The 20,456-nt window shown below is 38.7% G+C and carries 22 protein-coding genes; 9 read left to right on the top strand and 13 right to left on the bottom strand.

Translation table 11 applies throughout. The features are described from left to right. Position 1: 1 nt before the first annotated feature. From C4S38_RS14935 to C4S38_RS14915, 5 genes are all read left to right on the top strand, one after another. A complete protein-coding gene (locus tag C4S38_RS14935) occupies positions 2-1,378 on the top strand; it encodes a DUF3987 domain-containing protein (protein WP_103984365.1) in 1,377 nt (458 codons plus the stop codon). Positions 1,379-1,456: 78 nt separating this feature from the next. Next, on the top strand, positions 1,457-2,536 hold the full coding sequence (locus C4S38_RS14930; protein ID WP_103984364.1) for a DUF6371 domain-containing protein: 1,080 nt from the start codon (positions 1,457-1,459) through the stop codon (positions 2,534-2,536). Between the two features lie 137 nt (positions 2,537-2,673). Next, positions 2,674-2,982 (top strand): MobC family plasmid mobilization relaxosome protein, encoded by a 309-nt coding sequence (locus tag C4S38_RS14925; RefSeq protein WP_010800412.1) that lies wholly within the window; start codon positions 2,674-2,676, stop codon positions 2,980-2,982. After that, positions 2,972-3,913 carry a relaxase/mobilization nuclease domain-containing protein gene (locus C4S38_RS14920; protein ID WP_103984363.1) on the top strand — a complete coding sequence of 314 codons (942 nt, stop codon included), beginning with the start codon at positions 2,972-2,974 and terminating at the stop codon, positions 3,911-3,913. The genes C4S38_RS14925 and C4S38_RS14920 overlap by 11 nt, the downstream gene beginning before the upstream one ends. Positions 3,914-3,948: 35 nt before the next feature. Next, positions 3,949-4,353, top strand: coding sequence for a hypothetical protein (locus C4S38_RS14915; protein WP_103984362.1), 405 nt, complete (start codon positions 3,949-3,951; stop codon positions 4,351-4,353). A gap of 38 nt (positions 4,354-4,391) precedes the next feature. Here the strand turns inward: C4S38_RS14915 and C4S38_RS14910 are convergent, their stop codons facing one another. From C4S38_RS14910 to C4S38_RS16170, 11 genes are all read right to left on the bottom strand, one after another. After that, positions 4,392-5,378, bottom strand: a complete 987-nt coding sequence (locus C4S38_RS14910; protein ID WP_103984361.1) for a virulence RhuM family protein — start codon at positions 5,376-5,378, stop codon at positions 4,392-4,394. A gap of 38 nt (positions 5,379-5,416) precedes the next feature. Next, on the bottom strand, positions 5,417-7,327 hold the full coding sequence (locus tag C4S38_RS14905; protein ID WP_103984360.1) for a hypothetical protein: 1,911 nt from the start codon (positions 7,325-7,327) through the stop codon (positions 5,417-5,419). Further along, the gene (locus tag C4S38_RS14900; RefSeq protein ID WP_103984359.1) at positions 7,324-8,244 is read right to left on the bottom strand and encodes a hypothetical protein; all 921 of its coding nucleotides are present in this window, start codon (positions 8,242-8,244) and stop codon (positions 7,324-7,326) included. The genes C4S38_RS14905 and C4S38_RS14900 overlap by 4 nt, the downstream gene beginning before the upstream one ends. A 30-nt stretch (positions 8,245-8,274) precedes the next feature. After that, positions 8,275-8,913 (bottom strand): ATP-binding protein, encoded by a 639-nt coding sequence (locus tag C4S38_RS14895; RefSeq protein ID WP_103984358.1) that lies wholly within the window; start codon positions 8,911-8,913, stop codon positions 8,275-8,277. Further along, positions 8,906-10,573: an ATP-binding protein gene (locus tag C4S38_RS14890; protein ID WP_010800418.1), complete on the bottom strand. Its 1,668-nt coding sequence runs from the start codon at positions 10,571-10,573 to the stop codon at positions 8,906-8,908. Before C4S38_RS14890 ends, C4S38_RS14895 begins: the two co-directional genes overlap by 8 nt. A 5-nt stretch (positions 10,574-10,578) precedes the next feature. Continuing rightward, the gene (locus tag C4S38_RS14885) at positions 10,579-11,751 is read right to left on the bottom strand and encodes a hypothetical protein (RefSeq protein WP_103984357.1); all 1,173 of its coding nucleotides are present in this window, start codon (positions 11,749-11,751) and stop codon (positions 10,579-10,581) included. A gap of 5 nt (positions 11,752-11,756) precedes the next feature. Further along, positions 11,757-11,972 (bottom strand): helix-turn-helix domain-containing protein, encoded by a 216-nt coding sequence (locus C4S38_RS14880; RefSeq protein ID WP_081615960.1) that lies wholly within the window; start codon positions 11,970-11,972, stop codon positions 11,757-11,759. Positions 11,973-12,044: 72 nt separating this feature from the next. Further along, on the bottom strand, positions 12,045-12,986 hold the full coding sequence (locus C4S38_RS14875) for a HipA domain-containing protein (RefSeq protein WP_200817986.1): 942 nt from the start codon (positions 12,984-12,986) through the stop codon (positions 12,045-12,047). Beyond that, positions 12,979-13,317 (bottom strand): HipA N-terminal domain-containing protein, encoded by a 339-nt coding sequence (locus C4S38_RS14870; RefSeq protein ID WP_103984356.1) that lies wholly within the window; start codon positions 13,315-13,317, stop codon positions 12,979-12,981. The genes C4S38_RS14875 and C4S38_RS14870 overlap by 8 nt, the downstream gene beginning before the upstream one ends. Beyond that, on the bottom strand, positions 13,314-13,520 hold the full coding sequence (locus C4S38_RS14865) for a helix-turn-helix transcriptional regulator (RefSeq protein ID WP_103984355.1): 207 nt from the start codon (positions 13,518-13,520) through the stop codon (positions 13,314-13,316). Before C4S38_RS14865 ends, C4S38_RS14870 begins: the two co-directional genes overlap by 4 nt. 554 nt (positions 13,521-14,074) lie before the next feature. Further along, the gene (locus tag C4S38_RS16170; protein WP_234999425.1) at positions 14,075-14,494 is read right to left on the bottom strand and encodes a TPR end-of-group domain-containing protein; all 420 of its coding nucleotides are present in this window, start codon (positions 14,492-14,494) and stop codon (positions 14,075-14,077) included. A 278-nt stretch (positions 14,495-14,772) separates the two neighbouring features. Here C4S38_RS16170 and C4S38_RS14845 point away from each other — a divergent pair, with 278 nt between their 5' ends. The 3 genes from C4S38_RS14845 (at position 14,773) to C4S38_RS14835 (ending at position 17,920) form a co-directional block, all read left to right on the top strand. After that, the gene (locus C4S38_RS14845) at positions 14,773-14,979 is read left to right on the top strand and encodes a helix-turn-helix domain-containing protein (RefSeq protein WP_103984387.1); all 207 of its coding nucleotides are present in this window, start codon (positions 14,773-14,775) and stop codon (positions 14,977-14,979) included. Positions 14,980-15,117: 138 nt separating this feature from the next. Next, a complete protein-coding gene (locus tag C4S38_RS14840) occupies positions 15,118-16,410 on the top strand; it encodes a DUF1810 family protein (protein WP_103984354.1) in 1,293 nt (430 codons plus the stop codon). After that, positions 16,400-17,920, top strand: coding sequence for a hypothetical protein (locus tag C4S38_RS14835; RefSeq protein ID WP_103984353.1), 1,521 nt, complete (start codon positions 16,400-16,402; stop codon positions 17,918-17,920). The genes C4S38_RS14840 and C4S38_RS14835 overlap by 11 nt, the downstream gene beginning before the upstream one ends. Positions 17,921-18,049: 129 nt before the next feature. On the opposite strand, the gene C4S38_RS15850 is transcribed toward C4S38_RS14835, so the two are convergent. Beyond that, the gene (locus C4S38_RS15850; protein WP_160034756.1) at positions 18,050-18,190 is read right to left on the bottom strand and encodes a hypothetical protein; all 141 of its coding nucleotides are present in this window, start codon (positions 18,188-18,190) and stop codon (positions 18,050-18,052) included. Between the two features lie 628 nt (positions 18,191-18,818). Here C4S38_RS15850 and C4S38_RS14830 point away from each other — a divergent pair. Continuing rightward, on the top strand, positions 18,819-19,262 hold the full coding sequence (locus C4S38_RS14830; protein ID WP_103984352.1) for a GNAT family N-acetyltransferase: 444 nt from the start codon (positions 18,819-18,821) through the stop codon (positions 19,260-19,262). A 405-nt stretch (positions 19,263-19,667) separates the two neighbouring features. Here C4S38_RS14830 and C4S38_RS14825 read toward each other — a convergent pair whose 3' ends face one another. Next, positions 19,668-20,108: a DUF6078 family protein gene (locus C4S38_RS14825; protein ID WP_103984351.1), complete on the bottom strand. Its 441-nt coding sequence runs from the start codon at positions 20,106-20,108 to the stop codon at positions 19,668-19,670. Positions 20,109-20,456: the final 348 nt, after the last annotated feature.

Below are 20,456 nucleotides of genomic sequence, written 5' to 3'. Positions count from 1 at the left end.
TATGGATACGTATTCTATTAATCCGGTATCTATCATTGATGAAGCGATTGATTTAAGCACAAGATTGTCCGGTACGGTATTCCCCATCAGCATATTCCCTAACAAAATCCAACGCATCATCCGTGAGGTACACGAATGCCATAACTACCCTACTGACTATATTGCCGCAGCCATCCTCACGGCCATAGCAGTTGGCATAGGCAACACGCACCTTGCCCAAATCAAGCAAGGATGGACGGAGAGCCCCATCCTGTATATGGCATTGATTGGAAGACCGGGAGCAAACAAAAGCCATCCGCTCAGCTTTGCGATGAAACCGTTTCTTGATTATGATTACAAACAGAATCAAGAATTTGAGAAAATGCTTGCCAAGTACAATGAGCTTATGAGCATGAGTCGCAAAGAACGTGCGGATAGTGGTGAAGAGCAATTCCCACAGGAACCAATTCGTAAACGCTTCTTGGTTTCGGATGTAACACCTGAAGGATTGAGCTTCATTCATGCGCAAAACAAACGTGGGCTATGCTTGTGGGCTGATGAATTGTCCGCTTGGTTCAAGAACTTCAACCGCTATAACAACGGTTCGGAAGAACAGTTCTGGCTCTCGGTATTCAGTGCCAAGACCACTATATCCGACCGCAAGAACGCCAAGAGTTCCATCTTTATCAAGCGTCCGTATATATCGGTCATTGGTACTATCCAAAAGAAAATCTTGAACGAGTTGGCTAAAGGTGAACGCTCCAGCAACGGATTTATCGACCGCATCCTGTTTGTGATGCCTAATCTGCAACAGAAAGCACGGTGGAATGACAAGGAACTGCCGGAAGATATAGAGCAAGAATGGAATGCTGTCATTGACAAGCTGATACAATCGGAGTGCAGTCTCAACGAGCATGGAGAGATTGAACCGCAAATTCTTTTCTTCTCAGAGGATGCCAAGAAACGGCTTTACGAGTGGCAGCACCATTTCTCAGAGTTGTGCGACCGGGAAACAAACGACACCATTGTGAGTATCTATTGCAAGTTGGAGATATACATCATTCGCTTCAGCCTGATTATCCAACTGGCACGATGGACTTGCGGAGAGTGCGACAAGACGTGTATCGACCTGCTGACGGTGGAGAGAGCCATAAAACTGACGGAGTATTTTAAGGAGTCCGCATTGAGCGTACAAAATATTCTGAATGAGAATGCCCTCAACAGTCAGCAACAGGCGATAGTCAATCTGCTGCCTCCTTCCTTTACAACTGCCCAAGCGATACAGGTAGCCGAGCAAAACGGAATGAAGGAACGGACATTTCAACGCTTTCTCAATGACAATATCGGAACACTGTTCCGCAAAGAGAAGCATGGAGAATATTCAAAAATTAACCCGTGACATTTTTGTCGGTTTTGACACTTTCCAAGTGAAAACGACAATAACGACAGAAGTGACACTTATAAAAAGAAACATACAATGAGTACACATAGATTCATATTAGAACCCTACAAGGGTGTCAGCACCCGGCATACTTGCCCGAACTGCCACCGTAAAAGATGTTTTTCCAAGTACATTGATACTGATAAACAAATCCAGTTCCCTGATTACGTTGGGCGTTGCGACCACGAGCAGAAATGTGGGTATCATATCACACCCCGTGATTACTTTGAACGGAATCCTTCTGAAAAGGAAAAGTTGTCCGAGGATAACTTTCGGAGCTATACGCCCATTAAAGAAACCGAGTCAAAATCCACTTCCTACATTGATTTGGATATAGTCAGCCAGTCGTTGCAACGCTATCCCGACAACAAACTGTTTCAATTCTTATCGGCTCAATTCGGAGAGACGGAAACATTGAAACTGATGAAGAAATACAAAGTAGGTACTTCCAAGCATTGGGACGGTGCAACCGTATTTTGGCAAATGGATTATCAGAACAGAATCCGCACTGGTAAGATAATGCTTTACAATCCTGAAACTGGCAAGAGGATAAAAGAACCGTACAATCATGTCACGTGGGTACACTCCGTACTTCACAAAGACGGCTATAATTTGAAGCAATGTTTCTTCGGTGAGCATCTGCTCTCAGAAGATAAAAGCCGTCCTGTTGCATTGGTCGAGAGCGAGAAAACCGCTCTCATTGCATCCTACCACCTACCCCAATTCCTATGGATTGCATCAGGAGGAAAGAACGGTTGTTTCAATGCCAACAGCCTGTCCGTTCTTGCAGGAAGAAGCGTTGTGTTATTCCCCGATTTAGGAGCTACCGACTATTGGCAGAGCAAAATAGGGTTGATGAAAAGCTATGGAATTAAAGTACAACTGTTCGATTATCTGGAAGCCAAAGCGACCGAAAACGAACGGAAAGAGGGGTACGACATAGCCGATTATCTGTTGAAGGTACACCCCGATGAAGCCATACTTCAGCAGATGATTAAGAGGAATCCAAACTTGAAAACACTGATAGGAACACTCGATTTGAAGCTCATCAGCGTACAACGAGGCATCCCTCAGCCGAAGGTTTCACCACCTAAGAAACGGGGATTCAGACTTTGAACAAGGGAAAGGAATCGAGACTTTTTTACTGTAGCAAGTTAATGTCGGTGTATTACATTTCCCGACCACTTGCTCCTCAAAAAGTCTGAGGAGGCGGCTCCCGATGGTCACAAATTATTCACTAAAAGCTATTCAAAATGGAAAAGAAACATACGATAACACTCCGTCTGTCTTACGACCAATTCGCATGGCTCGGTGCGCTTTGCAGACGGAGCAAACAGACCCAAAGCGCAGTCATCCGTTCGCTCATTGAGAGCGGAACGGTACGTGAGCGAATCACGAAAGAGCATATCCACATCATCCGTCAGTTGATAGGTGAAAGTACCAATCTCAACCAGTTGGCGAAGCAGGCAAATACCTACGGATTCTTTGCCGTTGCCAAAAGATGCGAGGAGATGTCGCAGCGTATTAACCAACTTATAAAACAACTGAAAGATGATAGGTAAACAAACCAAAGGGACATCGTTCGGCGGCTGTGTCCGCTATGTCCTCAAAGAGGAGAAATCCAAATTGCTGGAAGCTGCCGGAGTGGATGGTACGCCCGAACAGATGGCAGAGCAATTTGAATTACAAGCGTTGCTCAATGACAAGGTAAAGAATATTGTCGGACACACCTCGCTCAATTTCTCTCCTGAAGACAGCGAACACTTGAAGTCTGACGATGCGTTGATGTTGCAAATCGCCCACGACTACATGAAACTGATGGGCATCGAAAACACGCAGTACATCATCGCCCGGCATATCGACCGTGAGCATCCACATTGTCACATCGTTTTCAATCGGGTGGATAATGACGGTAAGACGATTAGCGACAAGAACGACTTCCGCAGAAATGAAAAGGCGTGTAAGATGCTGACGGCAAAATACCGCTTGCACTTTGCCAATGGCAAGGACCATATCAAGGAGGAACGCTTGCACCCATACGACCGGGCAAAGCATGAGATATACAAAGTGTTGAAAGAGGAACTGCCCAAAGCTCAAAGTTGGGATGAACTGAAAGAAGCCCTTGCCGACCGTGGCATTGATATGAAATTCAAGGTCAGCCGGACTACAAGAGAAATACAGGGTGTCAAGTTTGAGTACAACGGCTTTTCTTTCTCCGGCTCAAAAGTCTGCCGGGAGTTCAGCTATTTGAATATCGACAACCGACTGGAGCAAAAAGCTTGTGCTTCTTCATGTGAATACCATAAACAAGGATTCACGCATAAAGATGAAGAGTTACAGCAAAACGTATCCCATTCCGACAATGGTTCAAGCATCGGTCTTGGTTTGTTGAATGGCAGTTCCTCCTATGATGCCACTGCCGCAGAGGAAGCCGAGTTCAATCGCCTGATGAAAAAGAAAAAGGCTAAGCGCAAGCGAGGCTTTCATTTATAATTCACTATTTATTAACTTTTTAAACTCAATCAATTATGTTACAAAACGATTTAATTCTTGATTTCAATCTCTACTTGTGTGAAAAATTCGGCTACAGAAACAGTTGTTGCGTGATGCAAAATGCCAATGGCTTTTGCGTGGACATCCGTGAGCGTGATTTAGACTGCTACATCCGCTTTTGGGAGTACAGCAACAGAAGAGGCAACTTCCCAGACTGGTCTATCATCATCGTGCGCAGTAACTTCAAGAAGAACCAAGCCGAAAACCTGAAAGACTTGGCTCGTTTCTTCAAAGAGTATATGCTACGCTACGGTTACAAATACCTCTGTACAGAAGGTGATGACTACAAGTATTATCAGACACTTGGTTTAAAGCTTATCTATCGAGGAATCTTTGACCAAAACAATTACGGATTGCCGATGAAAGACTTGAATGTCTGATACATCGTTTAGAATTAAGGAGGGGATTTTTCCTCTCCTTATTCTAACATCTTTCTTATTTGCTTATCAAAATCAGAATCAATCCGTTGGGTTTTATTGAAAATATCGTATTCGCTTTCAGCCTTTGCCTTGGCTTGTGCTGCAGAAATGCGCCCTTTGTCTGGCAATATCTGATATTTGCGGAAAGTCAGGAACTCATTGACACTGGCTGCAAACTGATTCATGTTGAACGTATTTTCACGTTCTATGAGATCTTCAATATAGTCGAAATATCCCGTTACTGCTCGTTCCAACCGTCGGATTTCATTCTCCTGCAAATAGTTTTTGGCTATTGATACATCCGATTTCAAGATACGCCCATCAGGTGCATTCTTCCATGTGGTCAGTCCCATGTGTTCTTGGGTATGGTCTGCCTTTGTATAGATGATTTCAGCAGCCGTTTGCCCGGTAATAGCATAGTGAAAACGGTTCTGTATCATGGCATAAAAATCGTGTGTTGTAGGCGAGTTCTTGTCATAGTCGATACTACACTCTGCATATATATCAGTGATCTGTTGCCAAATACGTCGTTCACTGGTACGGATAGAACGTACCCTTTCAAGCAATTCACGGAAATAGTCTTTTCCGAATACTGCCGTTCCCTGCTTTAATCGGTCATCATCAAGTACAAATCCTTTCTTGATATACTCATTGAGAATCTTGGTAGCCCATTGACGAAAGCGAGTGGCTTGAAGCGAATTTACACGATAACCAACTGAGATAACAGCATCAAGATTGTAAAATTGCGTATTATATATTTTGCCATCTTCGGCAGTATGTGCAAATTTTGCACATACTGAATCCTGCTGTAACTCTGATGACTCGAATATATTTTTGAGATGCTTGGAAACGACAGTTCTATCCACGCTAAAAAGTTGAGCCATCGCCTTTTGTGTACACCAAAGGGTTTCATCTCTGATGATTACCTGCACCTTGCCATTCTCTTCTGGAAGATTGTATAATATAAATTGTATCTCTTGCGACATAATAATATATATATATAGTTACGATCTATAGCAAACAATCAACTTTTACGTAATTCGTCATATTCCTTTTTCAATTTATATAACTCTGAATTTTCGTCTGCTATTTCACTTCTATAGTTTTTATAATATTGAAGAATCTGCAATAATTTAGGATTATTCGTTAAATCTTCAATATGATTAAAATCGTTTTTGAATATAATTGGATACAATATATCACGTTCTTCATTAGTCAATGTAGACATTTCGTTTCTCCATTTTTGAGTATAACCCAAGTGTTCAAAGAAAAAACGGAATAGTAAAAATGTTTCAGGCATTATTAACAACTCCATAAATTCATCTTCGTTTTTACCAAACGCTTTCTCAAAGAATGATACACCTCGTCCAATTTTCCCCTTTGTTGCATTTAAAATAGCTTGTACTGCACGTATGTATTTACGATTCCAATGTTTGCCAATATAATCTCGATCATGGCTATGCTCATCTCTGATTGGATGATATTTCATCGGAAATGAATAAATACTAACATTTAATTCTTCGCATAAGTCAACATTTATCCGCATTCTATGGTAAAGATCTATTGGCTTCTCTTTGAAGTTGTAAAGAAGATAATTAGAGAAATCTTTAATACCATATTTTACGCTCATTTTTAATGCACTTGTATATGCTCTTTCCGTTTTGATATCATCAAATGCAATACGTAATGGACGAACAGGAATTTGCGCCAACAAAGAGACAATTTCATCCGTAAACAACCTTGCATCTACGCCTTGGTTGAAATCAATATAACGATTGCGTCCTTTCTGATTTGCATATTTCTTTTCAAAATATGGTGCAAAATTTTTGTAAGTCCGAATTAACGCATCTTTAGTACAGGTTATAGGATGCAACAAACCATTTTCTTCTCTCAATCGATAGATGTGCGTTCTGACCTCCTCATTAAGACGTTTCATCTCATTAATATCTTTAAGGAGCTTCCAGCATTTTCGAATATATCCACGGTCATTCATTCCTAAACGAAGATTACGAATTGCTATCTCATATTGGTTAGGCTCAATATATTTTGCACCTGGAATAAATCCACATGAACGAATATCCGTAATAATTGTAGACAAATCTTTTGATGCAAGCACATTATTATCCATCAACAAAAGATTCTGTTGATCACCGTACAATCTTCTTGTTCGTTCTATTCTATCTTTCAGAGGGAGGTATGGCTGAAACTGTGGTTCCAAAATCGGTACTGCGCAAAATGGACATTTACGAATACAGCCACGTGTTGCGTAGCTAAAAAATGCCCTACCATCTACATATTCATAATCTATTTCTTCTAGTATAGAGTAATCCAAAGGTAATTCGTCAATTACATATGGATTGTCATCATCAATATCCTTATAAGGAGTATGAAGTGTTCCACAATGGGGTTTTATACCTGTTGCATTTTCTATTTCCTTGGGTTGAATAGATGCCAATACCCCACCTACCATGATATTTTTCACATCCTTAACCAATCCCTTCGCAAAAAGAATAGTCTCAATAGTTATATCCCAGTAGAATGTAAATAATGTGGTAACACCTATCCAATCCCACTTAGGATTTTTAAGATATTCCTTCTTGTGATAATAATCTTTGTAATAGTCAACCCATGGAGCCAATAAGATATCATAAGCAGAGTCTTCAAGTCCTATTTTATCTATATCTGTTTTTCTACGATACTTAATATAGGTAGCAATCTTATCTGAACGTAACTTCCAGTTAATAGTATTATCCATTTGATTGAGTTTTTCAACACAATCATTTGTTATATCATTAATTAAAAATTCTTTCAAGTCCCCCTTATAAAAAACAACATTATCACCTCTTAAACGGAAATATGTAGCTAGCTTCATTAAACCAATAGGCGGAAACTTGTTTTTATAATTAGGCTCTAATAAGAGTATATTCCTATTCATTTCGTTATTTGGTCTTCTATATTGCTAATGAGCGCTTCACGTAAGCGTTCATCAGCAATTGCATTACCGATAGCAGTGTAAATTTTGCCAATCAACTTCTTCTCGTTTTTTGAGTATCTAGAGTAGATGGGCTTATCTGTCCTATATCGGGTTTTACTTTCTTTATTTGTCTCTATAGTATTTTTTTCAGAATACTTTGCTTCTTTCTTTGGAGATGCTGGTGTCTCAAAATGCTCAAGAACAGACTTTAATGGCGAATCCTTTGAGGAAATCTTTGCCTTTACATTATCCAATTGCTTTTGAGCCTGTTCTTCTTTTTTCTCTTGCTCCTCTAAACGACGATGCAAATCATCTCGTTCTTTTTGACTAGTATAACCATTTTTTTCCTTTTCTTGAATAGTTGCCCTTAATTCTTCTCCTTTGGCGATTGTCGATGTACTTGAACGTAATTTTTGAGCATCATAACAGAGTTCTTTGAGCTTAAGAAAATCTTGCCGAATTTTTTGTTCAAACTCAATACATTCTTTGCTCTCACCAAAGTAATCTCGTCTTGAGTTCGGTATTAACCCTTTACTAAGCGCATGAATTTCGCCGAAGTAGTAAAACGAGAATCGTTGATCTTCGGTTTTAACGAAGAATTTCTTACAAATTTCTTCATCTCCAATTTGAATGTTCTCTTTACGTAAACGTATACCTCGAGCCAAATTCTTTGGCTTCATTTGCCCTTTCAAGGTAGAAATAGAATACCATCCCCAATAAATGATTGAACCATTATCATCTTTCGCCATCAAGAATTTCACATCTATGATGTCATCAACTTTTTTCTTCCCTCCATTATTGTCTTCGTAAATAGCACCAGTATATGGTTTATAAATTTGGTCATCATTGACAAAAATGTTATAAGTGTCAACCGTCAAACCATTTTCTTTTTTGAAGTCATTAATTTTTTAGCGAAAGATAAAAGATGATGAAATATCAACAGGAGCAACCATAGACAGATAATCATAGACGCTTTCTATGTCAAGCAATTCGTCAGATGATACGTCTTCCATAATTACATTAAAATAGTGTGCATCATCGCTTTCTTTTTCAGTTTCTACTTTAGTTACTTTAGAAAGAACCTCTGTTGCTTCTTCACTATTTTCACGATCATTAATAATATTCTTCAAGAGGTTTGCATCCCAAGTCATGATGGATTTAATTGGCTCTCCATAATATGAAGTCTCAAAAATTAGTTTTGAGCAATAGCCAAGCCCTCCTAAACGACCAATACCACGAAATCCCTTATCTTCACCTCGCTTTTTAGTTGAATGTGCAATATTTCGTAATATAGCCATTACCTTATCCTTGGGTATACCAGTGGCATTATCTTGAACAGATATACTTCTTTTGTCCTTATCAATTCTCACATGAATTGCCTCTTCTCCTTTTTTGAGAAGAGCACAATCAATGGCTTTATCTATCGCATCTGCTGCATTTTGAATGTATTCTCTGTAGATAAATCTACAATCTTCATACATGCCAAGAGTCAAAGATTCTATGACATCCTTACCTATTTGAGGGGCTGTATTCACCTTATCATTCATAGTATTTGTAGATTGGTAATGGAAAGTTTACGTTTAGCATAGAACGGAATACTGGATTTTGAATAATATATTCGCCTTGCTTCTGTCGAGTCAACATAGTTTTATAAACTTGTGGGACAAAACGAAAATCTTCTTTTGTTATCTCAATGGCATTTGTACGACCAAACGCTTGTGTAGCACAATTACCTTTTACTCGTTTGTGAATGTCGCTTACGAACTGTTCTGCACCAAACAAAACAATCCCCAAAGAACGACCTCGTTCAGTTATATCAAGTAGTTGACGCAAAATCGGAGATGATTTTGGCACATCATTGGAGGCATATTTATTCAACTCATCAATAAAAATCACAATTCTATCAGGTATGTCTTCGTCAGAACGCTTAGATGAGCCTAACTTGAGATTATATACGGCACGCATAACATCTCCAAAAACAAACCCTTGAGATTCTTCATCCAATTTCGCCACATCAATTACCATTATATCATTTTTCTTGATTTGGGCTATTTTATCTCTTAGACGAACACTTCTACCATCATTCCCCAATTTTTCTGTAAACATCTGGCGACATTTCTGAAAGCTTTTATTGAAAAGTCGATAGAATTTCCGCCAACTTAGAACAGAAATTTCTTTCCCTGCTCCAGCATTCTTTCCTTGACTTTGTGTCTGTTCCAAAAGAGCTTGTCTGAAATCTTCCCAACATTCAACCCCATTAAATTTTCCTCCATTGGAGATTATGAAGTTTATGATTGACTCTATTGTATCATTAGGGTCATCTACATTGGCAAACAAGAGATCTAAACATTCTTTATCTTCATCCGTTTCAAATAGATACTTATATTGAAATGCCTTTTGAGTTTGCAAACGATCTTGAATTGTTGCTTGCTTTTCGTAGGTGTAAGACGTAAAATCCTTAGAGTATGGATAATAATAACTTACTTGTTTGAAAGCAGACATTTCTAAGCCCAATATATCATAGACTTTTCGAATCTTTTCCAACTCATTTTCACGCTCATTCATTTCGTCTATTTTCAATAAATCTGTTCCCTTGACATTCATCATAACAAAAGCAACAGATTCCTTATTTCCTTTCATTGCGGTATCTTGGATTGCCTTCATTAAGAACATCGCATATGAAGTTTTTGATGCTAATCCTGAGATACCGGAAATATTCAAATGTGCACCTTCCGGCCCAATTAAAAAGTGAGAATTAAAGTTGACAGGCAAAATCTGTTCGTTTGCACCTTCATACATTTTAATGTAACCTGCCGGAATAGGATTTTTTACTTGGTCTAAACCTAGTGCCATCTTGATTTCCGCTGCTGTTGCCAAATATACTTTCTTTCCCTCTTGTACAGGAATATATACATCCTTATCATTACCAACAACCTTACACATCACATAGTTCATGCCTATGCGATCGGTGTATGATTTGGATTCAACATCTCCAAAATCACTTGAGATAAAACCAGCCAACGCACTTGGTGAATCTGTCATATGAGAAATTTCCTCAATGACTCCAAATGTTTTTGAGTTATTAATGTGCTCAACAACTACCACATCAAAAGGCTTCAATTTTAGATCTTTTTTAGTCCAAAATGTAAAGGTCTCTATTGTTGAAGGTTGCTTTTCGGTAGCAATAACCTTTCCGATTGTATCCATACTTATTAGAATAAATTCAAAAAATAATAATCACTTTTAAAGCAGCTTTTACAGTAGCATTCGGTCATATATACTGGATAAAGATGATTTGCCCATCTTGCGTCTGTACCATAACATACAGGGTTACGCTCATTAATAAGATTGGCTGTAATAGAATCTATTTCATCCGTAGATAAACCATACTCAGCCTCTTTACCGGTCATAAGCATTTTCTCCACTTTAAGAATACCAGCATATGGAGATTCAGTTTTGCTAATATCTCTGACACGAACATACCAAATTGCAAAATTTACATTGCCCCACTGTTCTCCTGGCTGCCAAAGGAACGCTGGAGTGCGATGATAAAGCGGTAATCGGGCTATTTGTCCTGCACTACTTTGGTCTTTATTGTCTTTCATCAAGTTCGGATTAAACTTTTTTGAAACCCCAATAACATGGCGATAGTTATTACGAATATGAGCTAGCTCTTTGAAATCCCCTGTTTTCATAGGTTTGTATTGGATTGAGCCATCTTTAATCAAATAGCAGTCTTGATTCAAAAGGTTTTTACTCACAAGATGTGAAACAATACGCTTTTCGCATTCTATCATCTCGTCTTGTATTTTTGCTATCCCTTTATTTTCAAAAGTTTCATGGCCTTCAAGTTTGGTCGGGTAATATAAAATTTTATCTAGTTGTACCCCTGCATTTATCATTTGTGGAAGACCATTTAGTTTATTACAAAGGTTACGGAAAAACACATAATTGTCTATTCCTTCCCCATTAGCTGTTACTGGCAAACAAAGCACCGGATATGATTCTTCATAAACATGATGAAAACTCTTAAATGTATTATCCTCATTCATATCTCTGCTACAACATGCCACAGATATTTGTCCGCTTACAATCGGGAACACTTTCTTGTCATACTGAATATCATCAACTTTATACACCCGACGAGACCCATCCAAGAAATATTTAAACAATGGCGCACCATTCATGAGAATTGCGGCTCTTTGTCGCATATTTCTTGGTTTAGGATCATGAACATCCTCAGCATACTCTTTTAAGTTAATATATTCCTTTTCCGCTTCACCATACTCAATAGCAGGCGCAGTTATTGTGTCATAGCAGTATTTGAATGAGGTAAAACAAGCCCCTTGTGTTTCTTCTGCAATATATTTCAACAATTTGCCCATATTACTTACTTTGTGGGAGTTATTAGTGTTCTCACATCAATATCCAACAAGTTTGCAATTTCCTGTAGTTGGGCAATAGATGGTTGCGACTTATTTGAACACCATCTTGAAATTGTATTCTCTGACTTACCCATTTGCTCTGCCAACCATCTATTAGTTCTTTGCTTTTCCGCAAGCACGACTTTAATCCTATTCATCACTATTTGTTGATTATTCGACACTAACATTCGATTTATACTCATTAAATTGCAAGCAAAAATACATCAAATTTTCCATATAGCCAAGAAGCCAACTTACAATCCCTGTGAAAGCCTCGTAAATCGTTCATTCAACAATTCGCAATACTTTTCTTTTAGCTCAGTACTTAGGAAAGAGTTTTGAATGACAGTCTCAAACTTAGGCAATAGCTTGACATACTTATTTATCAATCGCTCTACAATCACATTCTCTATACCCAACGTAGCTGCTGACCTGATAAAATCCTCTCTTTGAAGTTTTTTCTTCCGACCATTCAAGGTCAATGCCAACTCTTCGTCATCCTTGGGATTGATGATAGCCGCATTTAGCAAATCATAAGCAGGGGTTAAACGTATCTTATCCGCCACCTCATACAAAGAGAAGTTTTTCAAGTGCATGTCGTTATTTCCTGTCAACCAAGAGAAAAGCACCAACTCAAAGAAATTGGTAACATCCATTTTAGGTAAAGACGAGTATTTCAAAACAGCTTTGCCGACACGTTCATAACTACTTTTGTATTTGTGTTCTGTTTGCCTTTCGGTCAGTTGGCACATATCTTCCATTGCTATCTTCTCTCCGGCAGAAGTTCTGTCAATCCGACGGGTAAGATAACATAGCGTATCATCTGCCATCCGCATTAGCGTATGGGGAACCACCTCAATACGTGCCACCTCTGCAAGGTGCATAGTTAAATCCTCGACCTCAGGCATCATTTCATATTGCAAGGTCTGTGGCTTACAAATATAACCGCCCCATAGTCCGACAATAGTCAATCGCTTGCTACCCTCATGCTCATTCAAATGTAAGGATAATTTCGGCTGAACACCGGTTAAAGAGGTTTGGTCTTGAATGATTTGCAAAGCAAGTTGGTCAAGTTGTTCTGTAGTATAATCAAGAACAGGCAATGTTGTTGTCCCGAAGAACTTCTTTATGCAAGCCGTGTGCATATCCTTTTCACCCTTTAAAAGCGGACGATAACAATACAGGCAATTACACATGACTCTCCTCCTTTTCTTCTATTGGAATAACGCTTACTGCCCCGATACAATCTTTGCAGCATGTCAGCAACAACGACATCCGATCAAGAATACTGATGTCTGTATTCCGCAATGCAACATCCAACAGCCATCCTTCAGGAATCAAACCATCGAAGAATGGGAACAACACAGGACTTGTATACGCTTCCTCCTGTAAAGGCAATGTCAGGCTTACAGCCTTTGCCGTTTCCAAAGAGAGATATTCCGGCAAATAGCGGAATTCATATCCGGCATCGTTTTCTGTCAGAATACCAGCTAATTGGTCTTTATAAAATATATGGGCTTGTCTCATTGATTATTATTTTTGGGAGTGGCAACCATTTCATAATTGAAAAAGTCAAGAAGTTGATTCACTTTATCGAGACGTAGCGTTTCCTTTCCTTGTTCAAGGTCTCGCACAAAGCGCAATCCTACTCCCGACTTCAATGAAAGTTCTTCTTGTGTCAGATTATATTGTTTTCGCAACATTTTGACCGTAAAAGAAAGATTATTCATACCATTTTACTTTATACCTTTTCGGGTACAAAGTTAACACAAATATTCGATATTATATCAGTATGGGTATAATTTGTTGTTTCACCATTACAATTATATCAGACAGGGTATAATCCAAGGAAGATTGAGGCATTAATATTAAGGCTAAAAACAAGTACAGCGCATACGGTTTTACACTTTTTCCAACGAATATCACCAATTGCTCTACACTTTTTTAAGCGAATCAAACGTAAACCCTACAAAAGTTTTCAGGTTTTATGACCGATTTTCTATCATCCAACACTTTCTGGAAAATAAAAAACACACCGCAAACCACAGAAATTCCAAGAAAACCACTACCTTTGTATTCAACAAGCGATCTGTAACATGCCTGCAGAAATACCCTATCATTCAATACCTTGTATCTGATAGCGGACATTCGCAAAAAAGCTAAAAGAAAGCGGTACAACACATATATACAAAGCTATGAAATACAACGATTTGCATTTGTCCCCACATTCTGTGTATTTGTCAAAACAGAGGTTGTACCGATTAAAATGAACAGTCACTGATAATCAGTAATGTAAATATGCTGCATCGGTTTCTTCTATTTCCGATTCAAATATCTTCTTATACTGTAGAATCAGTGCTTCAAATTCCGGTAATTCCCTGATTCCGTTCAAATCGTCATCCATTTCAATGTGTGCAAAACGGCGGTATCCTTTTTCCAGTGCTGTTTGCAGAAACTTTATTGATTTTTCAAATTCACCCATTCTTGAATACAAACAGGCTGCGTCATAATAGTTACCGGCATCATCAGGTTCATTGGCAATTACCGATGCAGATAATGCGATGTACGAAGAACGGAGTGTTGAAATTCCATTTTCAAAGGAGAATGGAGTTTGTAAGGTAAAATAATCTATCAATAAATTGCCTTTGTATTTCGTATTTGATACAGGTGCATCAGATGTGTCCATTTCTTCAGTTGAAGCCACCTTTATGATGAAAAATGGCTACTTAAATTCAACAGATGTAATAGGCAAACAGAATTATATGATGGCCAATGGAAAGATAAGCGCTGGCACTGTTATCAACCTTCGATGCAGTAAATTTTGGAGGATTGGATTTGGATAATGTTAGAGCCTCTGTGGTACATAACAAACAGCACCTCTTCTATTGGGACAATCAGTCCTCAATCGTTTAGGTAGTATAGAGATTGATAATATTAAAGGAGTGCTCAAAATAACATATAAAAAGAAAGTTGAGGATAATGATGAGACAAGAAATCAATAGGTTAAAAGTGGTGTTGGCAGAGAAAAAGAGGACAAATCGTTGGCTTGCAGCTCAATTAGAAAAAAACGAAGCGACAATATCTAAATGGTGTACAAACTCAACACAGCCCAGTTTGGATGATTTAGTTGCAATCGCTAAATGTTTGGAAGTTGACACAAAGGATTTGCTTCATTCCATAACCGAATGATCAACGAAGATGCCACCCCACTTAATCGGGTGGTATCTTGCTTTATAATAGTATGGTACTCATGCAAATTATAGAAGAACAACATCCAAAAATAGGCAGAAATGATTAATTTTGTTTGCAAATCAAAAGAATAAAGATATGACTCCGCCCAAATACGAAGAATACATTTCAAAATACAATTTAAGACGATTCGTGGATGCGCATCGTCAAATATACAGCTCTGCCTTGAATGAAATTCGGTCTGGCAAGAAGCAATCGCATTGGATGTGGTATATATTTCCACAGCTTCGAGGTCTTGGGCATAGCCGCAATGCTGCTTATTACGGTATTGCAGACAGAGATGAAGCAATTATGTTTTTACACCATCCTATGTTAGGCAGAAATCTCTATGAAATCACAATGGCAATGCTTACCATTGACAGAAAATCTGCCGAAGAAATTTTAGGTGGAATAGATGCCTTGAAGTTCCGCTCATCGATGACACTTTTTGATTGTGTATGCCCTCACAATATTTTCTCTGATGCCTTACAAAAATACTACGGTAGCAAAGTTGATGAACGGACTTTGGAAATGCTGAAAACAGGAGAAATACAGAACAAACATCTTATTTCTGGCGGTATCATAGGTGCTATTATAGGAGATATAGTCAGTTCTTTTTATGAGTTCTGCAATCACAGGTCAACCAATATAGCTTTATTTACGAGGGGAACTCAGTTTACAGATGATACAGTAATGACCATTGCTGTAGCTGACTGGCTTTTGAGTGGAGTTCCATTGCAGAAAACCATGCCTGATTGGGGAAAGGAATATCCAAACAGAGGATATGGCGGTATGTTCTATGAATGGATGTTTTATAGTGAAAACAAAGAACCATACAATAGTTTCGGGAATGGTACAGGTATGCGTGTAAGCCCTTGCGGTTATTATGCCACTTCGATTGAAGAAGCACTTGACCTCGCAAAGCAATCGGCTGAAGTCACTCACAATCACCCTGAAGGGATCAAGGGTGCACAGGCTATTGCTTCTGCAATCTTCTTGGCTCGCCAGCATAAATCAAAGGATGAGATTCGGGATTATATCGAACACGCTTTTGGCTACAATTTGCATCGTAATAGTGACGAGATTCGGAAAACTTACCAATTTGATGTAACGTGTCAAGGTTCTTGTCCAGAAGCGATAATCGCATTTTTGGATAGTCAGGATTATGAATCAGCGATTCGTTTAGCTGTATCAATCGGAGGTGACAGTGATACAATCGCCTGTATGACTGGAGGTATCGCTGCAGCTTATTATGGCATACCGACATGGATGGTCAAATATGTCTCGACCGAGTATCTGCCACAAAATATGCTGGATATTATTGAAAGATTCAATGAGGTGTGTACAGAAAGATTTGACAGTGTTAAATACATGATAAATTATGTCGGATGATACGCTAATAAAGTCAATTGTAGCAACATGGAGAATTTGCAAATGGTTCTTTGGGCAAATGCTGATGTTCTACCTTACGCCATATCTTTGGGAAGATTATTATAGCACTGGGACAATAATCCTTATGTTTTTATACACGGCAGCTTATGCAATCTATTGGGAAAATATTTCTAAAGAAAAACGATTAGGGCTGCTGTGGTGTCCTTATGTTATCTATTCAGTCATAGCCGTTATACTTTGTTTGGCAATTAGCAGGTGGAGCATCCCGATATGGTTTGCCTTGTTGTTGCCGTTGTACGGCGCATTACTCGTTACGTGCTCTAAAATTCTCAGAAAATATTTCAGGAAACTCGGAAAGCAATACAAACTCGGTTGGCTTGTGAAGTATGCTGCACTTGCTGTGTTTCTTGTCTCATTGAAATCTGTTTGTGTTTCATGGGAATGCTCGCAACACGGTTCGCCCGATAGAGAGAAGGAAGATATTTTTGCGCGGAGAGATTATCTGTCGGACAAGATGATCGCTATCCCTCAAGATGTACTGAACGAAATGCCATCCTCAATTGGAGAACAGTTTCAAGGAGAATGGGCGTTATATTCGTGTTCTATGTTCTCTGCCGCTCTGGTGAATATATCCTGTTTGTATCCGGAAACAAGAACCGAGAATATCCATAACATTGACAGTCTCATTCAAATAGTCATTTCCCCAGAACTGCGCCGATATGATGCTATGCGGTGGTACGAAGATCCGCTGGAAACATTGGACGGAAACGTAAGCCACATCTCATATCTGAGTCATCTGGCTTGGATGATATGCGGCTACAAGAGGGCTGGCGGTGGTACAAAGTATGATAAACTGCTGCCCTCTCTTTGCGAAACAATGAACCGGAGGATTCTCAACAGCAAAACACTTAACCTGCCTACCTATCCAGGAGAATCCATATACGTTCCGGATATGCTTGTTGCCATTGTAGCCCTTAAACAATACGCTGATATGAACAAAGGGAAGTACCGCCCTACGGTAAGGAAATGGGTGGAAAGAGCGCAAAAACAGTGGACAGACGATAACACAGGATTGTTAGTCTCATTTCTGCAAGAAGATGGGACGCAATATGATGGCGTGCCGGTTAAAGGCTCATACTCCGCCTTAAACTGTTATTACTTGACCTATATTGATGCTGATTTTGCCAAGAAACAATATGAAACCCTAAAATCCTTATTTTGGAAAAATGGCATTGTTCCCGGATTAAAAGAATACTATAACAGAACTTGTCATTTGGGATTGGATATAGATGCCGGACCAATTCTATTTGAATTAAGTCCATCAGGAACAGCTTTTATGACAGGAGCCGCTACTTATTTCAATGATGCGGAAATACGAAACGGAATTTTGACCACAGCAGAGATTGCCGGACATACTATCCGGATCAACGGAAAACATCATTATTTTTTGGCAAACATTGCCTTGGTTGGAGAATCTATCATGTTGGCAATGCGAACACATTTCAATTAGTCTAAAAACAAAGAGGCTGACTAAAAAGTCTGAATATCTATCTGAGAATTGAATGTTTGAGAGAAACCTCCATTAGGAGTACAAACACAAAGAGGACGACTAAGACTTTTTAGTCGCCCTCCTCTTAGTTTAATAACAACTGCTTAGTTCGGCAAGTTGATTATAACAGAAGCGGTCGTATTCCTCTTTGTTCGTGCCGCTTTCGATGGTGCGGTCTATGACGTCGCCCAACTCGTCGAAACAGACTTTCTGCTGATATGCTATTCTCATTAAATAACGTGCATGAGAAATTGGTTACTTACATATAATAGTTCTCATTGTTTCTATTTTGTTACCCAGTACAGGTATTCATTGTTTATATTCTTGATAATAAATGTACTATATCATATATTTTGAGTGGAGGAAAAAAAAAGATGTCTTCGCCAAAGCCGAGCCGAACTATATCTGCCGACTTTCTTTTTTGGCTGCAAAAGACACAGAAATTCTGCTCACAAAACAGACATGATTCGAGCTCTTGCCTTACGCCACAAAAACCAACCAAAAAATCCGTAAACCAGTCTTCTATTTTGCAACCCCAATCGGCGAAATTATCCCCGATATACCTTATCTTTGCGAACCGGAGGTTTCGGAGTAAAAGAAAGCCATTTTTCTCTTTTTCCCTTCGTTTGAAGATAAACCAAGGTTAAAAACGTTAAATCTTCGATTTTTGACAAAAAAACAAGTAAATTTTTGGGCAGTCTATCTTTTAAGCCATAAATTATTGGTAGTCAACTAGTCTAATATGCTGCATCGAAATAAGATTTCACCGAATTGAGAAATAACGATCTTTGATCTCACAAACCATTTGCATACGAATAATAACAACAGCCTTCCAATCAAGCTATTATAATATATTAAAATGAAAATAATCCAGCTAACAGAAAATAAAAAACGATACTTAGACTTGCTGTTGCTTGCTGATGAACAGGAATCTATGATTGACCGTTACTTAGAATGTGGAGACATGTTTGTGCTTGATGATAATGGTGTAAAGGCTGTTTGTGTTGTCACGGATGAAGGCGGTGGTGTTTGTGAACTCAAAAACATTGCCGTAACTCCCGAATCACAACGACAGGGATATGGCAAAAGGTTTATTAAACATTTACTCTCCTACTATTCAGACAAGTACAGGCGAATGATAGTTGGTACAGGTGATGTGCCAAGTACAGTTGGTTTCTACAAAAGTTGCGGTTTTGAATACTCGCACCGCATCAAGAACTTTTTCACCGACAATTACGACCATCAGATGATTGAAGATGGTATATTACTGAAAGATATGATATATTTGAAACAAGAACTATGATTATCATAAATCCTGATAGAACAGATGCACTTATCGACGCATTGACTACTTTTTGGGAAGCATAGGTACGTGCTACACATCATTTTCTTTCCGATTATGAAACAATTTTGGCGAAGTCACCCTACTTCTCTGCCAATTGGCTTCTAACAATATCCAACCGTTATATTCCTTTAGTTCGCCTTTCGGTAAGATTCCGGCAAAAAGCAATAAAAACGACAATTTCCTCCATTCCCATTGCCCGTTGTACAACACCTCGCCGACAGAAAGTCTATCCGCTTAGTTATATTCACTTTGTACGTTATCTGAGAAAGTTAATAACCGGCACCCATTTGTTTTCCCTGCACAAAACAAAAGTTTTGTCCTAGGAAAACTTTTGTTTCTTCCTTTCGAAACTTTTATCCTCCCCTATCCCTTTACCCATTGATAGCCTGTCTGCCAAGAATCGAATACAGGTTCTTCCTCTACTCCATAACTAAGAAAAACCTGACGGATATAGTGTTGATCTTCGGGTGAAAAGGCTCTTTCTTTACGCTTAAACTGATAAAACTTATTCTTCCCATACATAGTCAACAAGCTTTGCTTGATACACTTCGCCTCATAACAAGGAATCCGGTCGAACAGGTGATCCATGCCAACAGCATTTTTCAAAGGAGTATCCACCATGAAAGCTTCACATTCGCCATCAAAACTGGTACGTGCAGGATTCACAACTGACACCGACCAAAGCTCATCGGGTATAAAACGGACGATCTGATGCCTCAAACAGTGATCCGCATTCTTGCAATCTCCGTTAAAACAATGTGCAAAACCATTCGGAATCATAGCATAATCCATTTTTTCTATCATATCTGTATTTGTTTTCAATATTACCCCAATATAACACATATCCTCTCCCAAAACAAATAAAAACAAAAAACAAGGCTAAAATGGCAGATATATGATATAAATATAATATATTTTTAACCATGTAAACTATTTGTAACGCAATCAACATATAAAACTATACCTTTATTAAATCAATTTGTGAACAGTTTTAAAGGTTATTCTATACTAGCTGTTACAGAAAACACACCGAAATCAGAATCAGAAGGTATACATTTTTTCATACGTAAATATTAAGCGTCCTACACAGCTTGTAAGACTGGTTTTACAATTAATTTAACATCTGCGAGTTTTTTGAGCAAAAGAAAGAAT

It is taken from the genome of Parabacteroides chinchillae (assembly GCF_900108035.1).
GTDB lineage: Bacteria > Bacteroidota > Bacteroidia > Bacteroidales > Tannerellaceae > Parabacteroides > Parabacteroides chinchillae.
Note: the sequence above shows the minus strand (reverse complement) of the source record. Positions and strands in the feature narration are given on the sequence as shown.